Here is a 14,610-nt window from a genome sequence, read left to right on the forward strand (position 1 = left end):
GGGAAGGCCTCTGCCGAGCATGGCTCGGCACTACATGGGGATTGCTTGGAAAGCCCCTTGCCGAGCATGGCTCGGCACTACCGGGGATTGCTTTATGTGCAGGGGGCGAACAGGTCGCGGGTTGGGTCGTATACCGAGGTCCGCACCTGCATCAGGCCCAATACCGAGGGGAACAGGTTGTCCTGGTCGCTGCGCTGCGCCGCGCGGTGGCGTACGCAGCTCATGTCCAGGCCACGATCTGCGGCGAACCCCGGCGAGAACCACATCACCATCGGTACCCGGGTCTGTTCTTCCGGTGCGATCGCATAGGGCACGCCGTGCAGGTACAGGCCCTTTTCGCCCAGCGATTCGCCGTGATCGGACAGGTAGATCATCGCGGTGTCGTAGTCGTCCATTCCGCGCAGGGAGGCGATGGTGCGGGTCAGGAAATGGTCGGTGTAGCGGATTGCATTGTCGTAGCTGTTGACGATGTCCTCACGGCGGCACTTGCCCAGGTCTGCGGTATCGCAGGTGGGCGCGAACTGGCGGAACTGCGCCGGATAGCGTTGGAAGTAGCTCGGGCCGTGGTTACCCAGCTGGTGCAGCACAACCACCCGGTCGCCGGGTTTTGCGCGCACCTGTGCAGCGAGGTTTTCCAGAAGAATCTCATCCATGCAGCGGCCGTCGGCGCACAGACCCTGCGTGGTCGCATCGTCCAGGCGCTGGATTTCCAGTCCGTCGCAAACACCCTTGCAGCCGGATTGGTTGTCGCACCACAGGGTAGCGATGCCGGCATGTTCGAGTACGTGCAGCAGGGACTGGTGACCGCGGATCTTTTTTTCGTCGTAGTCGTGACGGCCAAACGGCGAGAACATGCAGGGCAGTGATACTTCGGTGCTGGTGCCGCAGGAATGCATGTCCGGGAAGTTGATCACGCCGGTCTGCGCCAGCTCAGGCGTGGTCTGGCGCGCATAGCCGTTCAAACCCCAGTTCTGCGCACGCACGGTTTCGCCCACAACCAGTACCAGCAGGCGCGGCTTGCTGCCGGCGGCACGAGGCATGGCCTTGGCATCCGTGCCCAGCGGCAATTTGGGTTGTTTCTTCATCGGGCTGGAACTGGCCAGGTTCTGCTTCAGCGCGATCAGATAGTTGGCCGGCGTGGCCAGGTAACGCACTTCGCGGTGATTGCGCATCAACGCCGAAACATTCTGGAACGACAGTATGGTGCCGGCGCCGCCGACCACGATCACACCCACCAGGAAGGCAACACGCCACAGCAGGGTGCGTCCCCAACTGCGCTTGCGCAGGCGTACGCGCCACAGCAGCACGGTTGGCAGCAGGCCGTAGCCGATCAGTGGCAACAACAGCGCCGGCGTCATCAATTCGCCTGATTCCTTGTGGTCGGTGGCCAGCACATTGCGCAGCATGTCAGCGTCCAGATAGACGTTGTAGCTGTTCATGTAATGCGTGGCGAAGGCCGTGGTGATGAACAGCGCCGTCAGCACCACCTTGGCGTTCCAGCGCCAGATCAGCAGGCCGAACAGGATTGCATGCACGCTCACCAGCAACGCAAACAGCGACACTGCGAACAGGATACTGCTCGGGTTGGTGGCGATTGCGCTGCGCCAGAACAAGGTGTTGCAGACCAATGCGAAGAACACGCTGGCCAACAGGATCAAGGCCTCGGTGCTGATCTCGGGGCGCCAGTTGCGCAGACGCGACCAAGGCAGCTGCAGTCCGACAGGGCGGGCGACAGCGACGTTCATGCGTTTTCTCCAATGGCGTCATGTGCGGCACGCGCGGGGGGTGTGATTGATGCAGACGCAGGGAACATCCACAGGTAGAGGACGCTTGCGACCAGCCAGCTGATCGCCAGGGCCCCCAGGTCGTGCGAGGCAAAGTGGGCGCCACGCAGCTGCTGGGCAAGGCCGAACACCATGCCGACCAGCAGGGCGATGCCAAGTGCCGGCCAGCGCCATTGCGGGCGTACCTGCAGCATGAAGAAGAACAAGGCGACCCAGGCGTAGCCCGAACCGGCATGGCCGGCCGGGAAGCAGGCGGCATGGCCCAGCGCAACCGGGCGCTGCTCGAACAGACCAATGAACGGACGCAGACCGCCATAGCGCTCCAGGTCCCAGGGGCAGTCCATGTGGGTCCAGGACTTCAGCAGCGCGACGATGCTGGTGGACAGTGCAACCGATGACAGCAGGTAGGCCAGCGGCCGACGCAGCGGACGCCAGCGCAGCTCCGTGCAGCTGCGGATCAGCGCCAGACTCACAAGCAGCGCCACAAACCAGGTCAGGTTGCGGCCGCCCTTGTGGATCAGATGGCTGGTCCACCACGCGTCTTTCAACGCCCATTGGCTGCCCTGCCAGCGGAACAACTGATCGGCAAGCCATTGATCACCGTTGCCTGCCATCAACAACACGCTGACGACGGCAGTAATCATCAGCGGGATGAGCAGGGCGCGGCCGGCGAAACTCAGACGGCTGCGTTCGGCTGCCGGAATCACGGTGGCGGAAGTGGGTTGCTGCGACATGGAGCTGGGGCACCGTCAATCTGGATGCGGCCATGCTCGGTCGGCCTGTGTCGGAGACAGGTAGGAGCGATGTCGTGAATTTGTCGGTGCTTCAGTTTTGCTGCCGGAATGAGCACGGCGGCATGAACGCAAGAGAGGCTGTGCCGGGGCCGGCGCAGCCCCTCTCAGGTTTGTTTCAACAAGCCAGCGTCAATAAACGCGTTGCAAATCTCAGGCTTCAATCGCCGTCGCTTTCCAGTGCACCTTCACTGCCGGCCACGACGCCGTGGGTTCTGGCGACACAATCGGCCTGCAGTGCGGTGCCGGGCAGCAACTGCCAGTTGTTGCGGTTGGCACTGCCGATGTCGATGACCTGGCTACTATCGGCGCAGGGTGTCATTGCCTTGTCCAGCACGAACAGCCAACGCCGCTGCGGGTCGGCAGTGACCCAGCGTGCCGCGTCCTCCCATTGTTCGGCAACGGGGCGTTTGAAGCCGAAATCGGTGGCCTGCGGATGGGTCTGCAGCAGGTTCTGTTCACGCCAGGCAACCATGCCCAGCTCCGCGTCCGGGCCGATGCGCGTACGCACCTTGTCCATCACCAGCGAGGCGGAGCTGTAGGGATCCAGCGCTGGCATTGCACCCAGCCCATACATCGACCACAGCATTACCGTGGTCAGCACCACCGCCAGCCCGGCGCGGCGCAGGCGCAATACCAACACCAACAGTAGCGAGGCGGCGCCAAAGCCGATCAACCACCAGCCCACCTGCGGCAGCACCCATGGGTCGATAGCGCGCTTGATCGCATTGCGCTGCGCCCAGCCATCGCCATGCACGGCGCCGTAGCCGACCACCAGTGTGGCTACGGCCAATAGCAACACATACAACAGCAGCAGCCAGCGCACGCCCGTGCGGCGCAGCAGACCGGGCAGCAGTGGAGCCGCCGCTACGGCCAGGGCAGGCAGCATCGGCAGGATGTAGACCTCGCGCTTGCCCGGGCTGGCGCTGAAGAACACCAGTACCAGCAGGGCCCAGCCCAGCAGCAGGAGGTAGCGCGGATCGGCGCGGCGGCAGCGGCGCCACCACGCCGGTAGCAGCCACGGTGCCAGCAGGCTGCCTGGCAGCCAAAGCGTTGCCATTACCTGCAGGTAGTACCAGAACGGCTGGTGGTGATGCCAGGCGTTGGCATAGCGGGTGCCGGTCTGCTTGAACAGCAGTTCCTTGGCATAGGACTGCAGGTGCGGCTCGGGGTTCTGCAGCAGGGCGATGGCCAAGGGGCCAAGCCAGATCGCGGTGCCCGCGAGGAAGGCGGGCAATAGCAGCCACCAGCCCCAGCTGCGGCCGGGCCCTGCGGCCTGCGGGTGGCGCCAGCGCCAGGCCATCCACGGCAGCAGCATCAGCAAGGGCAGGAAGCCAACGCCCTTGGTCACGGTACCAGCGCCGGCGGCGAACGCGGCCAGGGCCAGCGTCCACCAGTTCGGGCCCAGCAGCAGATGCCGTACCAGTCCCCATAGCGCCAGCGTGGTCATGCCGACCAGCACCATGTCGATCTGCGCGCGCTTGGCCATCAGCCCGAACTGGATGCAGACGAACAGTCCGACGACGGCATAGCGGGCGACCTGCCGGTTCCATAGCCGCCGGCTCATGTCCCAGGTCAGCCACAAGGTAAGCAGGGCGGCGAGCAGCGAGGGCACCAGGAAGGACAGGTTCCAGTCACCGATGAGCTTGTAGGTAGCTGCCTGGATCCACATGAAGGTTGCGGGTTTCTCCGCATACAGCTCGCTGCCGCGGTGCGGCAGCAGCCATTGCCCGGTCTCCACCATGTGCCGCGCTGCCAGCACGAAGCGGGGCTCGTCCGGTGGCTGCGGCGAGCGCATGCCCAGCCCGGCCAGCAGGCTGGCGATGACCAGCGCGATCAGGATGGCAAACCACAGTGTGCTGCGGGAGGAGCGGGGTAGGTTCGGGCGCACGAAGGGCTCGGTGTCGAAGGCTGGCAGGATGATGACGTGGCCCATGTTGGAAACACGTCGAAGCCAGTATGGCTGGCTTGGATGGCATTCCGACGGCATTCCAACAAAGGCGGCGCTAGGATACGCCGGAGGCGTCCCGACCCGGGACAGCAAGGTTCTGCGTGCATGCGGCTGCTGGTCATCGAAGACAATCGCAATCTGATCGCCAACCTGTTCGATTATTTCGAAGCGCGCGGGCACACCCTGGACGTCGCCCCCGACGGCATCACCGGCCTGCATCTGGCCGGCACCCAGAGCTATGACGCCATCCTGCTGGACTGGATGCTGCCACGTATGGAAGGGCCGGAGGTGTTGCGCAAGCTGCGCGAGGAGTTCCGTTCGGAGGTGCCGGTGATCATGCTCACCGCCCGCGACGAGCTGCCGGACAAGATCACCGGCTTCCGTGCCGGTGCCGACGATTACCTGACCAAGCCGTTCGCGTTGCCCGAGCTTGAGGTACGGCTGGAGGCGGTGCTGGCGCGTACCCATGGACGCAACCCGCGCAAGGTACTGGAAGTGCATGACCTGCAACTGGACATGTCGACGTTCGAAGCCCAACGCGCTGGGCAGGTGCTGCACCTGTATCCGGCCTGCCGCAAATTGCTCGAGGTGCTGATGCGCGCCAGCCCGGCCGCAGTTACCCGTGATCAGCTGGAATATGCGCTCTGGGGCGATGATCCGCCCGACGGCGACATGCTGCGCTCGCATATCTACGAACTGCGGCGCGCGGTGGATGGTCCGTTCGAGCACAAGCTGCTGCAGACCTTGCCGCGTGTCGGCTACCGCCTTTCCGCACCCGCAGTCGGTGGTGCGCAATGACACGCCGCACGCTACGCCGCAAACTGCTGGGCTGGTTGGCGATCTATGTGGCGTTGGTGACACTGGCGGTATTCAGTGCCGCCAACTATGTGCACGAACATGCCGAGCACGCGGTGTGGCGGTCGTTGTTGAACACCGAGCTGGACAGCATCATCGGCCAGATGCGCACCGACCCCGCGTACCACTGGCAGGACTCGGACACGCTGTGGTTCTACGCGGAGCAGGAGCCTGGTGGCATTCCCGAGAGTCTGAGGCGGCTGCATCCCGGCTTGCATGACGGTGCGTTGCTGGATGGCAAGGACACCGCGGTCATGGTCCGCGACACCTCCGATTTCGGTCGGGTGGTATTGGCACTGGATATTTCCGACTTCGGTGAGCTGGAGCACTTCATCACCCGCTGGGCGTTGTTGGCGGGTGTGGCCTTGTTGCTGGTGACCTTGCTGATGGCCTGGGTTGGCATGACCCGTCTGGTGCGGCCCTTGTCGGTGCTCGCGGAGGACATCACCAAGTTGAGCCCCGAGCGCCGCGGGCAGCGGGTGCTGGTGGACAAGCGTGGCAGCACGGAGCTGGAAGTGATTGCCGGCGCCTTGAATGATTACCTGCAGCGCAATGAACACTTCGTTGAACGCGAACGCGCGTTCATCAGCACTGCCAGCCACGAGCTGCGTACGCCGATTGCGGTGATTACCGGTGCCACAGAGCTGGCGTTGGAGCAGCCAGCTCTGCCGGATAGAGTGCGTCAGCAGCTGCTGCGCGTGCGCAATACGTCGACCGGCATGGAGCAGTTGATCCAGCTGCTGCTGGTGCTTGCGCGTGATCCGGCCAAGTTGTCGGCGATGAGCGAGCTGGTGGCGCTGGATGAGCTGCTACCGGAAATCGCCGAAGACCACCGTTATCTGGCCAAGGGCAAGGAACTGGAGCTTGTGCTGGTGGAAGCCGCTCCTTGCCAGCTGCTTGCACCGCTGGCGGTGGTGCAGGCGGCGGTTGGCAATCTGCTGCGCAATGCCATCGAGAACAGCGATCGTGGCGTGGTGAGGTTGGGAATCTCCTCCAACGCCGTGCTGACCATTGAGGATCCGGGGCATGGCATGAGTCCGGAAGAGGTTGCGCAGGTATATGCGCGCATGACCAGGGGCGAGCGCAACCCAGGTGCGGGTATTGGCCTGGATCTGATTGCGCGGCTGTGTGATCACCTAGGCTGGCAGCTGGAAATTCATTCGCAGCCGGATCGGGGTACGCGGGTCACCTTGGATATGAGTAGTTCCTGGCCGCGGTAGCAGTGCAGAGCTGTTGTAGGAGCGGCGTACGCCGCGAAGCCGGTAATGCTTGCTGGCTTGCAATATTCGGATCTGATGGTCTGTCGGCTTCGCGGCTTGCGCCGCTCCTACAAGACTATTCGGTCGGCAGCAGCTCGCGCTCGATCAGCCAGCTGCGGGCATCCTCGGCATCCTGCTCAAACCAGGCCTGGGTCGAGCCCAGCCTGTAGGTATAGCCCCAACTGTCCATGTCGGCCATCAGGCGCGCGCTGCCTACGCCCGGCAATTGCCCGGCCAGCACGATCTGCAGGTAGCAGGTGGCGTCTTCCTCGGGCACCGAGTCGGTGGCGTCGGTATGCACCTGCGCGCGACGCTCGGGCGGCAGCACGATCAGGTGGCAGGATTCGTGCAGCATCGAGTGCACCGGCGTGTCGTCACGTACATAGACGTCGCAGGCAATGATGCCGGCCTCGGGCTCGCCCCAATAACTGCCGGGAATCTTCTCACCAGCGGCTACGTGATTAAGGCGCAGGCCGTGGCGCGCGAGCAGGCCCACAGCGTCGGCCCACTGGATATCGCCAACGCACAGCACGGGCTGGGTTGGTTGATTGGCAGGATTTTCGTTCACGGCTGATTGAGTCCCGGCGGCCGTGGCCGCCGGGCTGATATCACTTGTCGTCGGGCAGGGCCACGGAAATGTCGAGCACGTCGTTGGCGCCGTCCTTGACCAGGTCCACCTTGACCGCGTCGGCGTCGATGTTGACGTACTTCTTGATCACTTCCAGCAGCTCACGCTGCAGCAGCGGCAGGTAGTCCGGGCCGCCGCGGGTGCTGCGTTCCTGCGCGATGATGATCTGCAGGCGGTTCTTCGCCGTTTCGGCGGTGGTCTTCTTCTGTCTCAGGAAGTCGAGCAGTCCCATGCTTATCCTCCAAACAACTTGCTGAAGAAGCCCTTCTTCTCCACGGTGGTGAAGCGCATCGGGCGCTCTTCACCCAGGATGCGGCCGACGGCGTCCTCGTAGGCCTGGCCGGCCGGCGACTCGGTATCCAGGATGACCGGCTCGCCCTTGTTGGAGGCGTTGAGCACGTCGCCGGATTCGGGGATGACGCCGATGGCCTTGAGCCCCAGCACTTCTTCCACGTCGGTGATGCTCAGCATCTCACCGCTCTCAACGCGCGAGGGGCTGTAGCGGGTCAGCAACAGGTAGGCCGGTACGGCCTTGCCGGCTTCGGCATTGGCGGTCTTGGAGTCGAGCAGGCCGATGATGCGGTCCGAGTCGCGCACCGAAGACACTTCCGGGTTGACCACGACAACGGCGCGGTCAGCGAAGTACATCGCCAGGAACGCGCCCTTCTCGATGCCGGCCGGGGAGTCACAGATGATGTAGTCGAAGCCGTCGGCAGCCAGATCCTTGAGGACCTTTTCCACGCCTTCCTTGTTCAGGGCGTCCTTGTCGCGGGTCTGCGAGGCAGCCAGCACGAACAGGTTGTCAAAGCGCTTGTCCTTGATCAGGGCTTGCTTCAGCGTGGCCTCACCGTGGACGACGTTGACGAAGTCGTACACCACGCGGCGCTCGCAGCCCATGATCAGGTCAAGGTTGCGCAGGCCGACGTCGAAGTCGATGACGGCAACTTTCTTGCCGCGCCGCGCGATGCCGCAGGCGATGCTGGCGCTGGAGGTGGTCTTGCCGACGCCGCCCTTGCCGGAGGTGACTACGATGATTTCAGCCAAAGGATCTCTCCTGAATGTCGTTGTGAGCTGCGTCAATCCAGCGCAGCAATCATGATCTGGTCCTGTTCCAGCCACACCTGCACGGCCTTGCCGCGCAGGTTGTCCGGAATATCGTCCAGTACCTTATACCGTCCTGCAATCGCGACCAGTTCAGCGTGGAAATCGCGACAGAAAATGCGTGCGCTGGTGTTGCCCTGGGCACCGGCCAATGCGCGGCCACGCAGCGTACCGTAGATATGGATGCTGCCGTCGGCGATGACCTCGGCGCCGGCGCCTACCGTTGAGAGTACGGTCAGGTCGCAGTTCTCGGCATAAAGCTGTTGGCCCGAGCGCACCGTGCCCAGTTGCATCTTGCCCGGCTGCGGTGCAGCGGCACCAGCGGCGGCCGGTGCGACGGGCGCCGGTGCTGCGGCTGCAGCGCGTTTGCTCTGCTTGGGGGCAGGCGTGGGCGCGGCCGCAGGTTCGGTTTCCAGGGGTTCGTACTGGGCACGGAACTTGGCCAGTACCGGCAGGCCAAGCTGCTGCGACAGGGTTTCTGTTTCGCTGGTGCCGTAGGCCAGGGCCACCGGCAGGACGCCGGCGTCGCGCAAGCCGTTGACCAGGCTTTGTGCGGTGGGCAGGTCCGGTAGTTGACTCAAACCACCAAAATCCAGGATCACCGCCGCGCGGCCGAACAGCTTGGGCGCACGCGCCACGCGTTCGCGCATTTCCTGGGCCAGGCGCTCCACGTCGAGGGTGCGGATGCGCAGGTTGGCAATGCCGACCTGCCCGATTTTCAGTTCACCAGCTTGCTCGTAATCCAAATTCACTGCCATCTCAGGTTCCGGTCGGCCGCTGTTGCAGCAGCCGGCGTGTGTTGCCTACCCAGGGAACGTCGGGCAGGTTGTCGCCATAGGTCTCTTTTACCCACTCGTAGCTGCACAGATCCTTGAGCAGCATGCTGGCCCGCACATCGACCGAGGGCATGGTGTTCTGGCCGACTTCGCGGAAACCGAAGCTGCCATGGAACAACAGGGCGGCATCGGCGCCGTGGTCAAGGAAGACCTCGCAGGCCATCTGCGGGTAGCGCAGCTCAGCGTAGCTCTGGGCATCGGCGTAGAACGCGCGGCCGACACCACCGCCACGGCGGCGGCTGGCCACCACGATGCGGTCGATATAGAAGAAGCTGGGGTAGCGTTGCTGGAACCAGGCGAAGTTGCAGCTGTCATGGGCACTGTTGCTGCCGTAGCCGACCAGGAAGCCGGCCATGTTGCCGTCGCGTTCGGCAACCCGGAAGTATTCGGCGGTTTCGTAGAAACGGCGGACTTTGGCTGCATCCAGCGGAAGAATCGCAAGACCAGCGTTGTTGTTCAGTGCCAGGACGGAATCGAGCTCGTGCTCGCGCACGTCGCGGATAACAATCGACATTGTGACTCCGTGGGGTATCGCGGTCGGCCCAAAGGGCTGTGGCGCGATTATCGCATGGGTGACACGAGCCGGGCGAGCCATCACCGAAGGTCGCCATGCATGACTTCCGAGGGAGGGCGCCGGGGCGGTCGGGTCCTTACCATGCACGCATGTTGGGATACCTCAGCCATACCCGAGTTCTCCGCCTGGCCGGCCTGTTTACCTGGGCCCTGGTCAGTCTGCCCTTGATCTATACCCAGTACGCGCCCGAGGAGGGCGTGCTGCAGCCTGCCGCCGGGGAGGCGATCTGGCTGTTCCTGGCCTACCTGACCTTTGGTGGCTGCTACTTCTGGCTGACCCGCGGGCTCAATGCAGCCGGCCACACCAGCTGGTACGACCGGTTGGCGCTACTGCTGCTCACGGTTTCAGCGCTGGTGGTCAGTTATCTGTCCGCCACTGGCCTGGGCAGCATCCTGATGATGGTCGCGGCCGGCGTGATCCCGTGGCTGCTGAGCCGCTGGGTGGGCGTCATCTGGTTGGTGCTGAGCCAGTTGGCGGTGCTGCCGGTCTATAACCTGATCCTGGGCTTGCCGCTGTTCGAGGCGCTGCTGCAGTCGCTGCTATATGGCGGTTTCTCGATGTTCATCTTTGTCACCAGCCTGGTGGCGCGGCAGCAGACCCAGGCGCGGGAAGAACAGCGGCGCTTGAATGCCGAGCTGCGGGCGACACGGCTGCTGCTGGCCGAAAGCGCCCGGGTCAACGAACGCACGCGCATTTCACGTGAGCTGCATGACCTGCTCGGCCACCACCTGACCGCGCTCAGCCTGAACCTGGAAGTGGCTGGGCATATCACTGAAGGTCAGGCGCAGGAGCACGTACGCCAGGCGCACACCCTGGCCAAGCTGTTGCTGACCGACGTGCGCGAGGCGGTCAGCCAGCTGCGCGAGAGCGGAGCGATCGACCTGGCGGCCGCCCTGCGGCCGCTGACCGAGCGGGTGCCGTCGCTGGATATCCATCTGCAGATCGAAGACCCATTCAGCGTTGAAGATCCCGAGCGCGCCCATGTGCTGCTGCGCTGTACGCAGGAGATCATCACCAATGCGGTGCGCCATGCCGGCGCCCGCAATCTATGGATCAGTGTGGAGCGGGATGCCGCCCAGGTAGTCATCAGCGCGCATGATGACGGCATCGGTGGCGATTTCGAGGAAATAATGCCAGGCAATGGCTTGCGCGGCATGCGTGAACGGCTGGCGCAGTATGGGGGTGTGCTGGACGTATCGGCACGAAGCGGTGAGGGTTTCCGTCTTCGCGCCAGCCTGCCACTGGTTACCAATATGATGTTGGCCTCGGGGCCGCAAGGAGTGAATTGATGATCCGTGTCTGTCTGGTCGACGACCAAACCCTGGTCCGGCAGGGCATCCGCTCGTTGCTGGCGCTGGATGACAGCATCGAGGTGGTGGCCGAAGCCATCGACGGCCGCCAGGCAGTGGAGATGATTCCGCAGGTGCAGCCGGATGTGGTGCTGATGGATATGCGCATGCCGGTGATGTCGGGGCTGGAGGCGCTGCAGACGCTGAGTCGTGCCGGCACGCTGCCGCCTTCGATCATCCTGACCACCTTCGACGATGACCAGCTGGTGCTGGCCGGGCTCAAGGCCGGCGCCAAGGGCTATCTGCTCAAGGATGTGACTCTGGAGCAGCTGGTGGGGGCGATCCGTACCGTGGCAAACGGCGGCTCGCTGGTGCAGCCGGCGGTGACCCAGCGGCTGCTGTCGGGGCTGGAACACATGCGCAATGAGTTCGTCAGCCTGGACCGGCCGGATCCACTGACCGATCGTGAGACCGAGATCCTGCGGCTGATGGCCAGTGGCTTCTCCAATAAGGAGATCGCCAACTCCCTGGGCGTGGCCGAGGGCACCATCAAGAATCACGTCTCCAACATTCTTTCCAAGTTGGGGGTGCGTGACCGCACCCGCGCCGTGCTCAAGGCCTTTGAGCTGCAGTTGGTCTGAACTGGATGCGGCCGACTGGTCTGGATGAATGCGGCATCCAGCGTCGAGGAGGGTGTGGCGGGCGATTTGCGGAAAGATGGTTCCGGTACTGGTGCTGGACACCATTCACAGTGGAAAATAGCGTCGCTACGGACGAAGTACAGTCCAAGCTATCGGCTGAAGGCGCGTAGGGTTGGTGGTTGATACGCTACCCTGCGGCCTATCGATTGAGATAGCGCATTCTGGTAATGGAAACCGGTGCGCCAAATGTGCTGAACAACCTGCGGAAAGCCTGCTAGGATGGGGGCTTCCCTTCAAATCAACCCGGCCGTGGGATCGGCCCCGGAGACTCCTGAATGACCCGTATTATCGAGTTCCTGATCGCTTTGGGGATCGTGGCTGGCCTGTTTGTCCTCATTGGCGTGTGTCTGCCGGGCGAGCGCCACATTACCGAAAGCATCGAAACCAATCGCAAGATGACGATCGTGTATGACACGGTCAACAGCCTGCGCCGCTTCAAGGATTGGAATCCGCTTGTGCTGCGCGACAAGGCCGTGGAGCTGAAGTTCAGCGGCCCGGACGCCGGCAAGGGCGCCCGCATGGACTATTCCTCCAAGGACATGGGCCAGGGCAGCTGGGAAATCACCGATAGCGAAAAGAACAAGCGCGTCGTGATTGCCATCGAAGATCCGACCCGCGGTACCGACAAGGTGACCTCGTTCACGCTTGAGCCGACCGGCAAGAACGATCGCAACGTCAAGATCACCCAGGACTACAGCGTCAAGTACGGTTTCGACCTGTTTGGTCGTTACGCCGGCCTGTACGTCAGCCGTCACATCGGTGACGACCTGAAGCTGGGTCTGTCGCGCATGGCCAACATGCTGGCCTCGGTGCCGAACGTTGACTACGCCGCTCCGGAAGCACCGCTGGCCGACCTGAAGGTCATCCAGGTGCCCGCTGAAAACCTGCTGGTGGTCAACGCCGGTAACATCGATCGCAACAACGATGCCATCCAGAAGTCGATTGACGACAACATGGAATGGATCAAGCGCACGATGGATGCCAATGGCCTGGTTGCTGCTGGTCCGGTCCGCATCGTCACCACCGATTTCGGTGCTGAAAAGTACGCCTTCGACGTGGCTCTGCCGGTTCGCAAGGGCAGCGCTGCTGCTCCGGCTGCCGACAAGAAGGATGGCGAAGCTGCTGCTCCGGCCGTTGCTGCCGCACCGGTTGCTGCTGGCGATGCCGCCGAGCTGAGCGTAAAGATCCCCGCGGGCAACCCGGTGACCTACGTGCATGCTCCGGCCCACCGTTCGGCATTCGCTTCCTACACCGGCCACATGGCTGGCCTGGACCTGGCCCGTAACGGCCTGCGTGCATGGGCTACCACCACCGGTAACGAAGTTGTCGATCGTCCGTATGAGTCGTGGAAGGGTGGTGTGGCCAAGGCCTTCACCGTCGATGGTTCCTACGACCTGTACTGGGCGGTCAAGTAATCATCGGTTGTTGTCGATGATCTGATCGAGAAAACGCGCCGCTTCCAGCGGCGCGTTTTTTTATGGACAGCGTTTACAGGATTGATGGGAGAACGAGATGTTGGGAGTGGAACGGCGTACGCGTAAGCCTTCGTTTCTGGCCTTCTGCGGCGGCCTGCTGGCGGCGGCATCGATCGGCTTGTCGGCCTATGCCTCACATGGGGTGAGCGAGGCACTGGCGCAGTCGCAGTCGCATCTGAACACCGCTGCCTTGTACGCGTTTGGCCACGGCGTGGTGCTGGTGGGATTGGGAGCATCCTCGGTGAACCAGTTGGGTCGAGGCGCGCTGTATGTATTGTTGGTCGGTACCTTGTTGTTCTCCGGCAGCCTGGTCGGCAATGTGCTGATGCAGTGGCCGACGACGCTGGCACCGGCCGGTGGCATCACCTTGATGGGCGGTTGGGTGCTGCTCGCACTCAGTGCCTTGCGCCGCTGAGTCATGCCCCGCTACCGGCGCGGCTTCGATATCGATGAAGCACAGGCGCACCTGCAGCGGGTGGACAAGCGTCTGGCCAGCTGGATGCGCCGGCTTGGACCGTTGCCGGCGCCACAAGGCTGGGCGCGTTCGTTCGACCCGGTAGATGCGTTGGCGCGGGCGATCCTGTTCCAGCAGCTCAGTGGCAAGGCCGCCTCGACGATAGTCGGGCGGGTGGAAACAGCAATCGGCAGCAAGCGTCTGCATGCCGCAAGTCTTGATCTGATTGATGACCCCGGGCTGCGTGCTTGTGGTGTATCCGGCAACAAGGCCTTGGCGCTGCGCGACCTCGCCCGGCGCGAGCGCGCCGGTGAACTGCCGAGCCTGCGGCAGATGTCGGTGATGGAGCATCAGGCCATCGTCGACGCCTTGGTGGCGGTGCGGGGGATCGGCCGGTGGACCGTGGAGATGATGTTGATGTTCCGCCTCGGTCGGCCGGACATCTTGCCGGTCGATGACCTGGGTATCCGCAAGGGAGCCCAGCGCGTGGATGGCAGCGAGACCATGCTGACGCCCAAGGCGCTGGCCGAGCGCGGCGAGCGCTGGGGTCCGTACCGCACCTGGGCCAGCCTTTATCTATGGCGTATCGCCGATTTCAGCGTAGAGCCCAAGCAAAAGACCAACCGCTCGCAGGACTGAGCGGCAACGTTATGGAAGCTGCTCTTTTTGTAGGAGCGGCGTGAGCCGCGAGGCTCGTAGAGTGTCAGCACCGAACTGCTGCCTACCTGGCCGAATCTGCCTTGGTGTTGAGCCGGATGCCTACCTTGATTGCGGTTGTGCCCGGCGGCCAGGTGGCTGTCAGCTTCGCGGGGGGGGGCGCGCCCGCCAAAAAACCGCCAGCGAGCTGCACGTGTCGCGGGGGGAGCCGCGCCCCACCGACGCACACACCATCCCCCGCCCCGCCCCGACAGG

15 protein-coding genes are annotated in these 14,610 nt (G+C 63.6%); 7 read left to right on the forward strand and 8 right to left on the reverse strand.

Going from position 1 to position 14,610, the window contains the following annotated elements; genetic code table 11:
* Positions 1-92: 92 nt before the first annotated feature.
* The 3 genes from ACVOLS_RS09175 to ACVOLS_RS09185 form a co-directional block, all read right to left on the reverse strand.
* Complete coding sequence (locus tag ACVOLS_RS09175; protein WP_481545386.1) at positions 93-1,745, reverse strand: phosphoethanolamine transferase; 1,653 nt, start codon at positions 1,743-1,745, stop codon at positions 93-95.
* Entirely contained in the window at positions 1,742-2,518 is a 777-nt protein-coding gene (locus ACVOLS_RS09180; RefSeq protein WP_481545387.1) for a phosphatase PAP2 family protein, read from the reverse strand. Before ACVOLS_RS09180 ends, ACVOLS_RS09175 begins: the two co-directional genes overlap by 4 nt.
* A gap of 217 nt (positions 2,519-2,735) precedes the next feature.
* Entirely contained in the window at positions 2,736-4,511 is a 1,776-nt protein-coding gene (locus ACVOLS_RS09185; protein WP_481545388.1) for an ArnT family glycosyltransferase, read from the reverse strand.
* 120 nt (positions 4,512-4,631) lie between these two features.
* Here ACVOLS_RS09185 and ACVOLS_RS09190 point away from each other — a divergent pair, with 120 nt between their 5' ends.
* Both ACVOLS_RS09190 and ACVOLS_RS09195 read left to right on the forward strand, forming a co-directional pair.
* The gene (locus ACVOLS_RS09190; RefSeq protein WP_481545389.1) at positions 4,632-5,324 is read left to right on the forward strand and encodes a response regulator transcription factor; all 693 of its coding nucleotides are present in this window, start codon (positions 4,632-4,634) and stop codon (positions 5,322-5,324) included.
* Entirely contained in the window at positions 5,321-6,601 is a 1,281-nt protein-coding gene (locus ACVOLS_RS09195) for a sensor histidine kinase (protein WP_481545390.1), read from the forward strand. Before ACVOLS_RS09190 ends, ACVOLS_RS09195 begins: the two co-directional genes overlap by 4 nt.
* Before the next feature lie 115 nt (positions 6,602-6,716).
* Here the strand turns inward: ACVOLS_RS09195 and ACVOLS_RS09200 are convergent, their stop codons facing one another.
* Genes ACVOLS_RS09200 through ACVOLS_RS09220 form a run of 5 tightly spaced genes read right to left on the reverse strand, consistent with a single transcriptional unit; the run spans position 6,717 to position 9,719 of the window.
* Positions 6,717-7,208: a hypothetical protein gene (locus ACVOLS_RS09200; RefSeq protein ID WP_481545391.1), complete on the reverse strand. Its 492-nt coding sequence runs from the start codon at positions 7,206-7,208 to the stop codon at positions 6,717-6,719.
* Positions 7,209-7,248: 40 nt separating this feature from the next.
* A complete protein-coding gene (minE, locus tag ACVOLS_RS09205) occupies positions 7,249-7,500 on the reverse strand; it encodes a cell division topological specificity factor MinE (protein WP_282271139.1) in 252 nt (83 codons plus the stop codon).
* Between the two features lie 2 nt (positions 7,501-7,502).
* On the reverse strand, positions 7,503-8,312 hold the full coding sequence (gene minD / locus ACVOLS_RS09210; protein ID WP_481545392.1) for a septum site-determining protein MinD: 810 nt from the start codon (positions 8,310-8,312) through the stop codon (positions 7,503-7,505).
* A 32-nt stretch (positions 8,313-8,344) separates the two neighbouring features.
* Entirely contained in the window at positions 8,345-9,127 is a 783-nt protein-coding gene (gene minC, locus ACVOLS_RS09215) for a septum site-determining protein MinC (RefSeq protein WP_481545393.1), read from the reverse strand.
* A gap of 1 nt (position 9,128) precedes the next feature.
* The gene (locus ACVOLS_RS09220; RefSeq protein WP_282271145.1) at positions 9,129-9,719 is read right to left on the reverse strand and encodes a GNAT family N-acetyltransferase; all 591 of its coding nucleotides are present in this window, start codon (positions 9,717-9,719) and stop codon (positions 9,129-9,131) included.
* 149 nt (positions 9,720-9,868) lie between these two features.
* On the opposite strand from ACVOLS_RS09220, the gene ACVOLS_RS09225 reads away from it, so the two are divergent.
* The 5 genes from ACVOLS_RS09225 (at position 9,869) to ACVOLS_RS09245 (ending at position 14,337) form a co-directional block, all read left to right on the forward strand.
* Positions 9,869-11,068, forward strand: coding sequence for a sensor histidine kinase (locus ACVOLS_RS09225; protein WP_481545394.1), 1,200 nt, complete (start codon positions 9,869-9,871; stop codon positions 11,066-11,068).
* Positions 11,068-11,709 (forward strand): response regulator, encoded by a 642-nt coding sequence (locus tag ACVOLS_RS09230; RefSeq protein ID WP_481511098.1) that lies wholly within the window; start codon positions 11,068-11,070, stop codon positions 11,707-11,709. Before ACVOLS_RS09225 ends, ACVOLS_RS09230 begins: the two co-directional genes overlap by 1 nt.
* A 335-nt stretch (positions 11,710-12,044) precedes the next feature.
* Positions 12,045-13,184 (forward strand): polyketide cyclase, encoded by a 1,140-nt coding sequence (locus ACVOLS_RS09235; RefSeq protein WP_481545395.1) that lies wholly within the window; start codon positions 12,045-12,047, stop codon positions 13,182-13,184.
* A gap of 97 nt (positions 13,185-13,281) precedes the next feature.
* A complete protein-coding gene (locus ACVOLS_RS09240; RefSeq protein ID WP_481545396.1) occupies positions 13,282-13,659 on the forward strand; it encodes a DUF423 domain-containing protein in 378 nt (125 codons plus the stop codon).
* Positions 13,660-13,662: 3 nt separating this feature from the next.
* Entirely contained in the window at positions 13,663-14,337 is a 675-nt protein-coding gene (locus tag ACVOLS_RS09245; protein WP_481545397.1) for a DNA-3-methyladenine glycosylase family protein, read from the forward strand.
* The last annotated feature ends 273 nt before the right edge of the window (positions 14,338-14,610 follow it).

The organism is Stenotrophomonas sp. STEN038 (assembly GCF_056759895.1).

What these genes read in the sequence shown, in the direction of transcription:
- ACVOLS_RS09175 (WP_481545386.1), bottom strand. Translation starts at nt 1,745, where the DNA reads ATGAACGTCGCTGTCGCCCGCCCTGTCGGACTGCAGCTGCCTTGGTCG.
- ACVOLS_RS09180 (WP_481545387.1), bottom strand. Translation starts at nt 2,518, where the DNA reads ATGTCGCAGCAACCCACTTCCGCCACCGTGATTCCGGCAGCCGAACGC.
- ACVOLS_RS09185 (WP_481545388.1), bottom strand. Translation starts at nt 4,511, where the DNA reads ATGGGCCACGTCATCATCCTGCCAGCCTTCGACACCGAGCCCTTCGTG.
- ACVOLS_RS09190 (WP_481545389.1), top strand. Translation starts at nt 4,632, where the DNA reads ATGCGGCTGCTGGTCATCGAAGACAATCGCAATCTGATCGCCAACCTG.
- ACVOLS_RS09195 (WP_481545390.1), top strand. Translation starts at nt 5,321, where the DNA reads ATGACACGCCGCACGCTACGCCGCAAACTGCTGGGCTGGTTGGCGATC.
- minE (WP_282271139.1), bottom strand. Translation starts at nt 7,500, where the DNA reads ATGGGACTGCTCGACTTCCTGAGACAGAAGAAGACCACCGCCGAAACG.
- minC (WP_481545393.1), bottom strand. Translation starts at nt 9,127, where the DNA reads ATGGCAGTGAATTTGGATTACGAGCAAGCTGGTGAACTGAAAATCGGG.
- ACVOLS_RS09220 (WP_282271145.1), bottom strand. Translation starts at nt 9,719, where the DNA reads ATGTCGATTGTTATCCGCGACGTGCGCGAGCACGAGCTCGATTCCGTC.
- ACVOLS_RS09225 (WP_481545394.1), top strand. Translation starts at nt 9,869, where the DNA reads ATGTTGGGATACCTCAGCCATACCCGAGTTCTCCGCCTGGCCGGCCTG.
- ACVOLS_RS09230 (WP_481511098.1), top strand. Translation starts at nt 11,068, where the DNA reads ATGATCCGTGTCTGTCTGGTCGACGACCAAACCCTGGTCCGGCAGGGC.
- ACVOLS_RS09235 (WP_481545395.1), top strand. Translation starts at nt 12,045, where the DNA reads ATGACCCGTATTATCGAGTTCCTGATCGCTTTGGGGATCGTGGCTGGC.
- ACVOLS_RS09240 (WP_481545396.1), top strand. Translation starts at nt 13,282, where the DNA reads ATGTTGGGAGTGGAACGGCGTACGCGTAAGCCTTCGTTTCTGGCCTTC.
- ACVOLS_RS09245 (WP_481545397.1), top strand. Translation starts at nt 13,663, where the DNA reads ATGCCCCGCTACCGGCGCGGCTTCGATATCGATGAAGCACAGGCGCAC.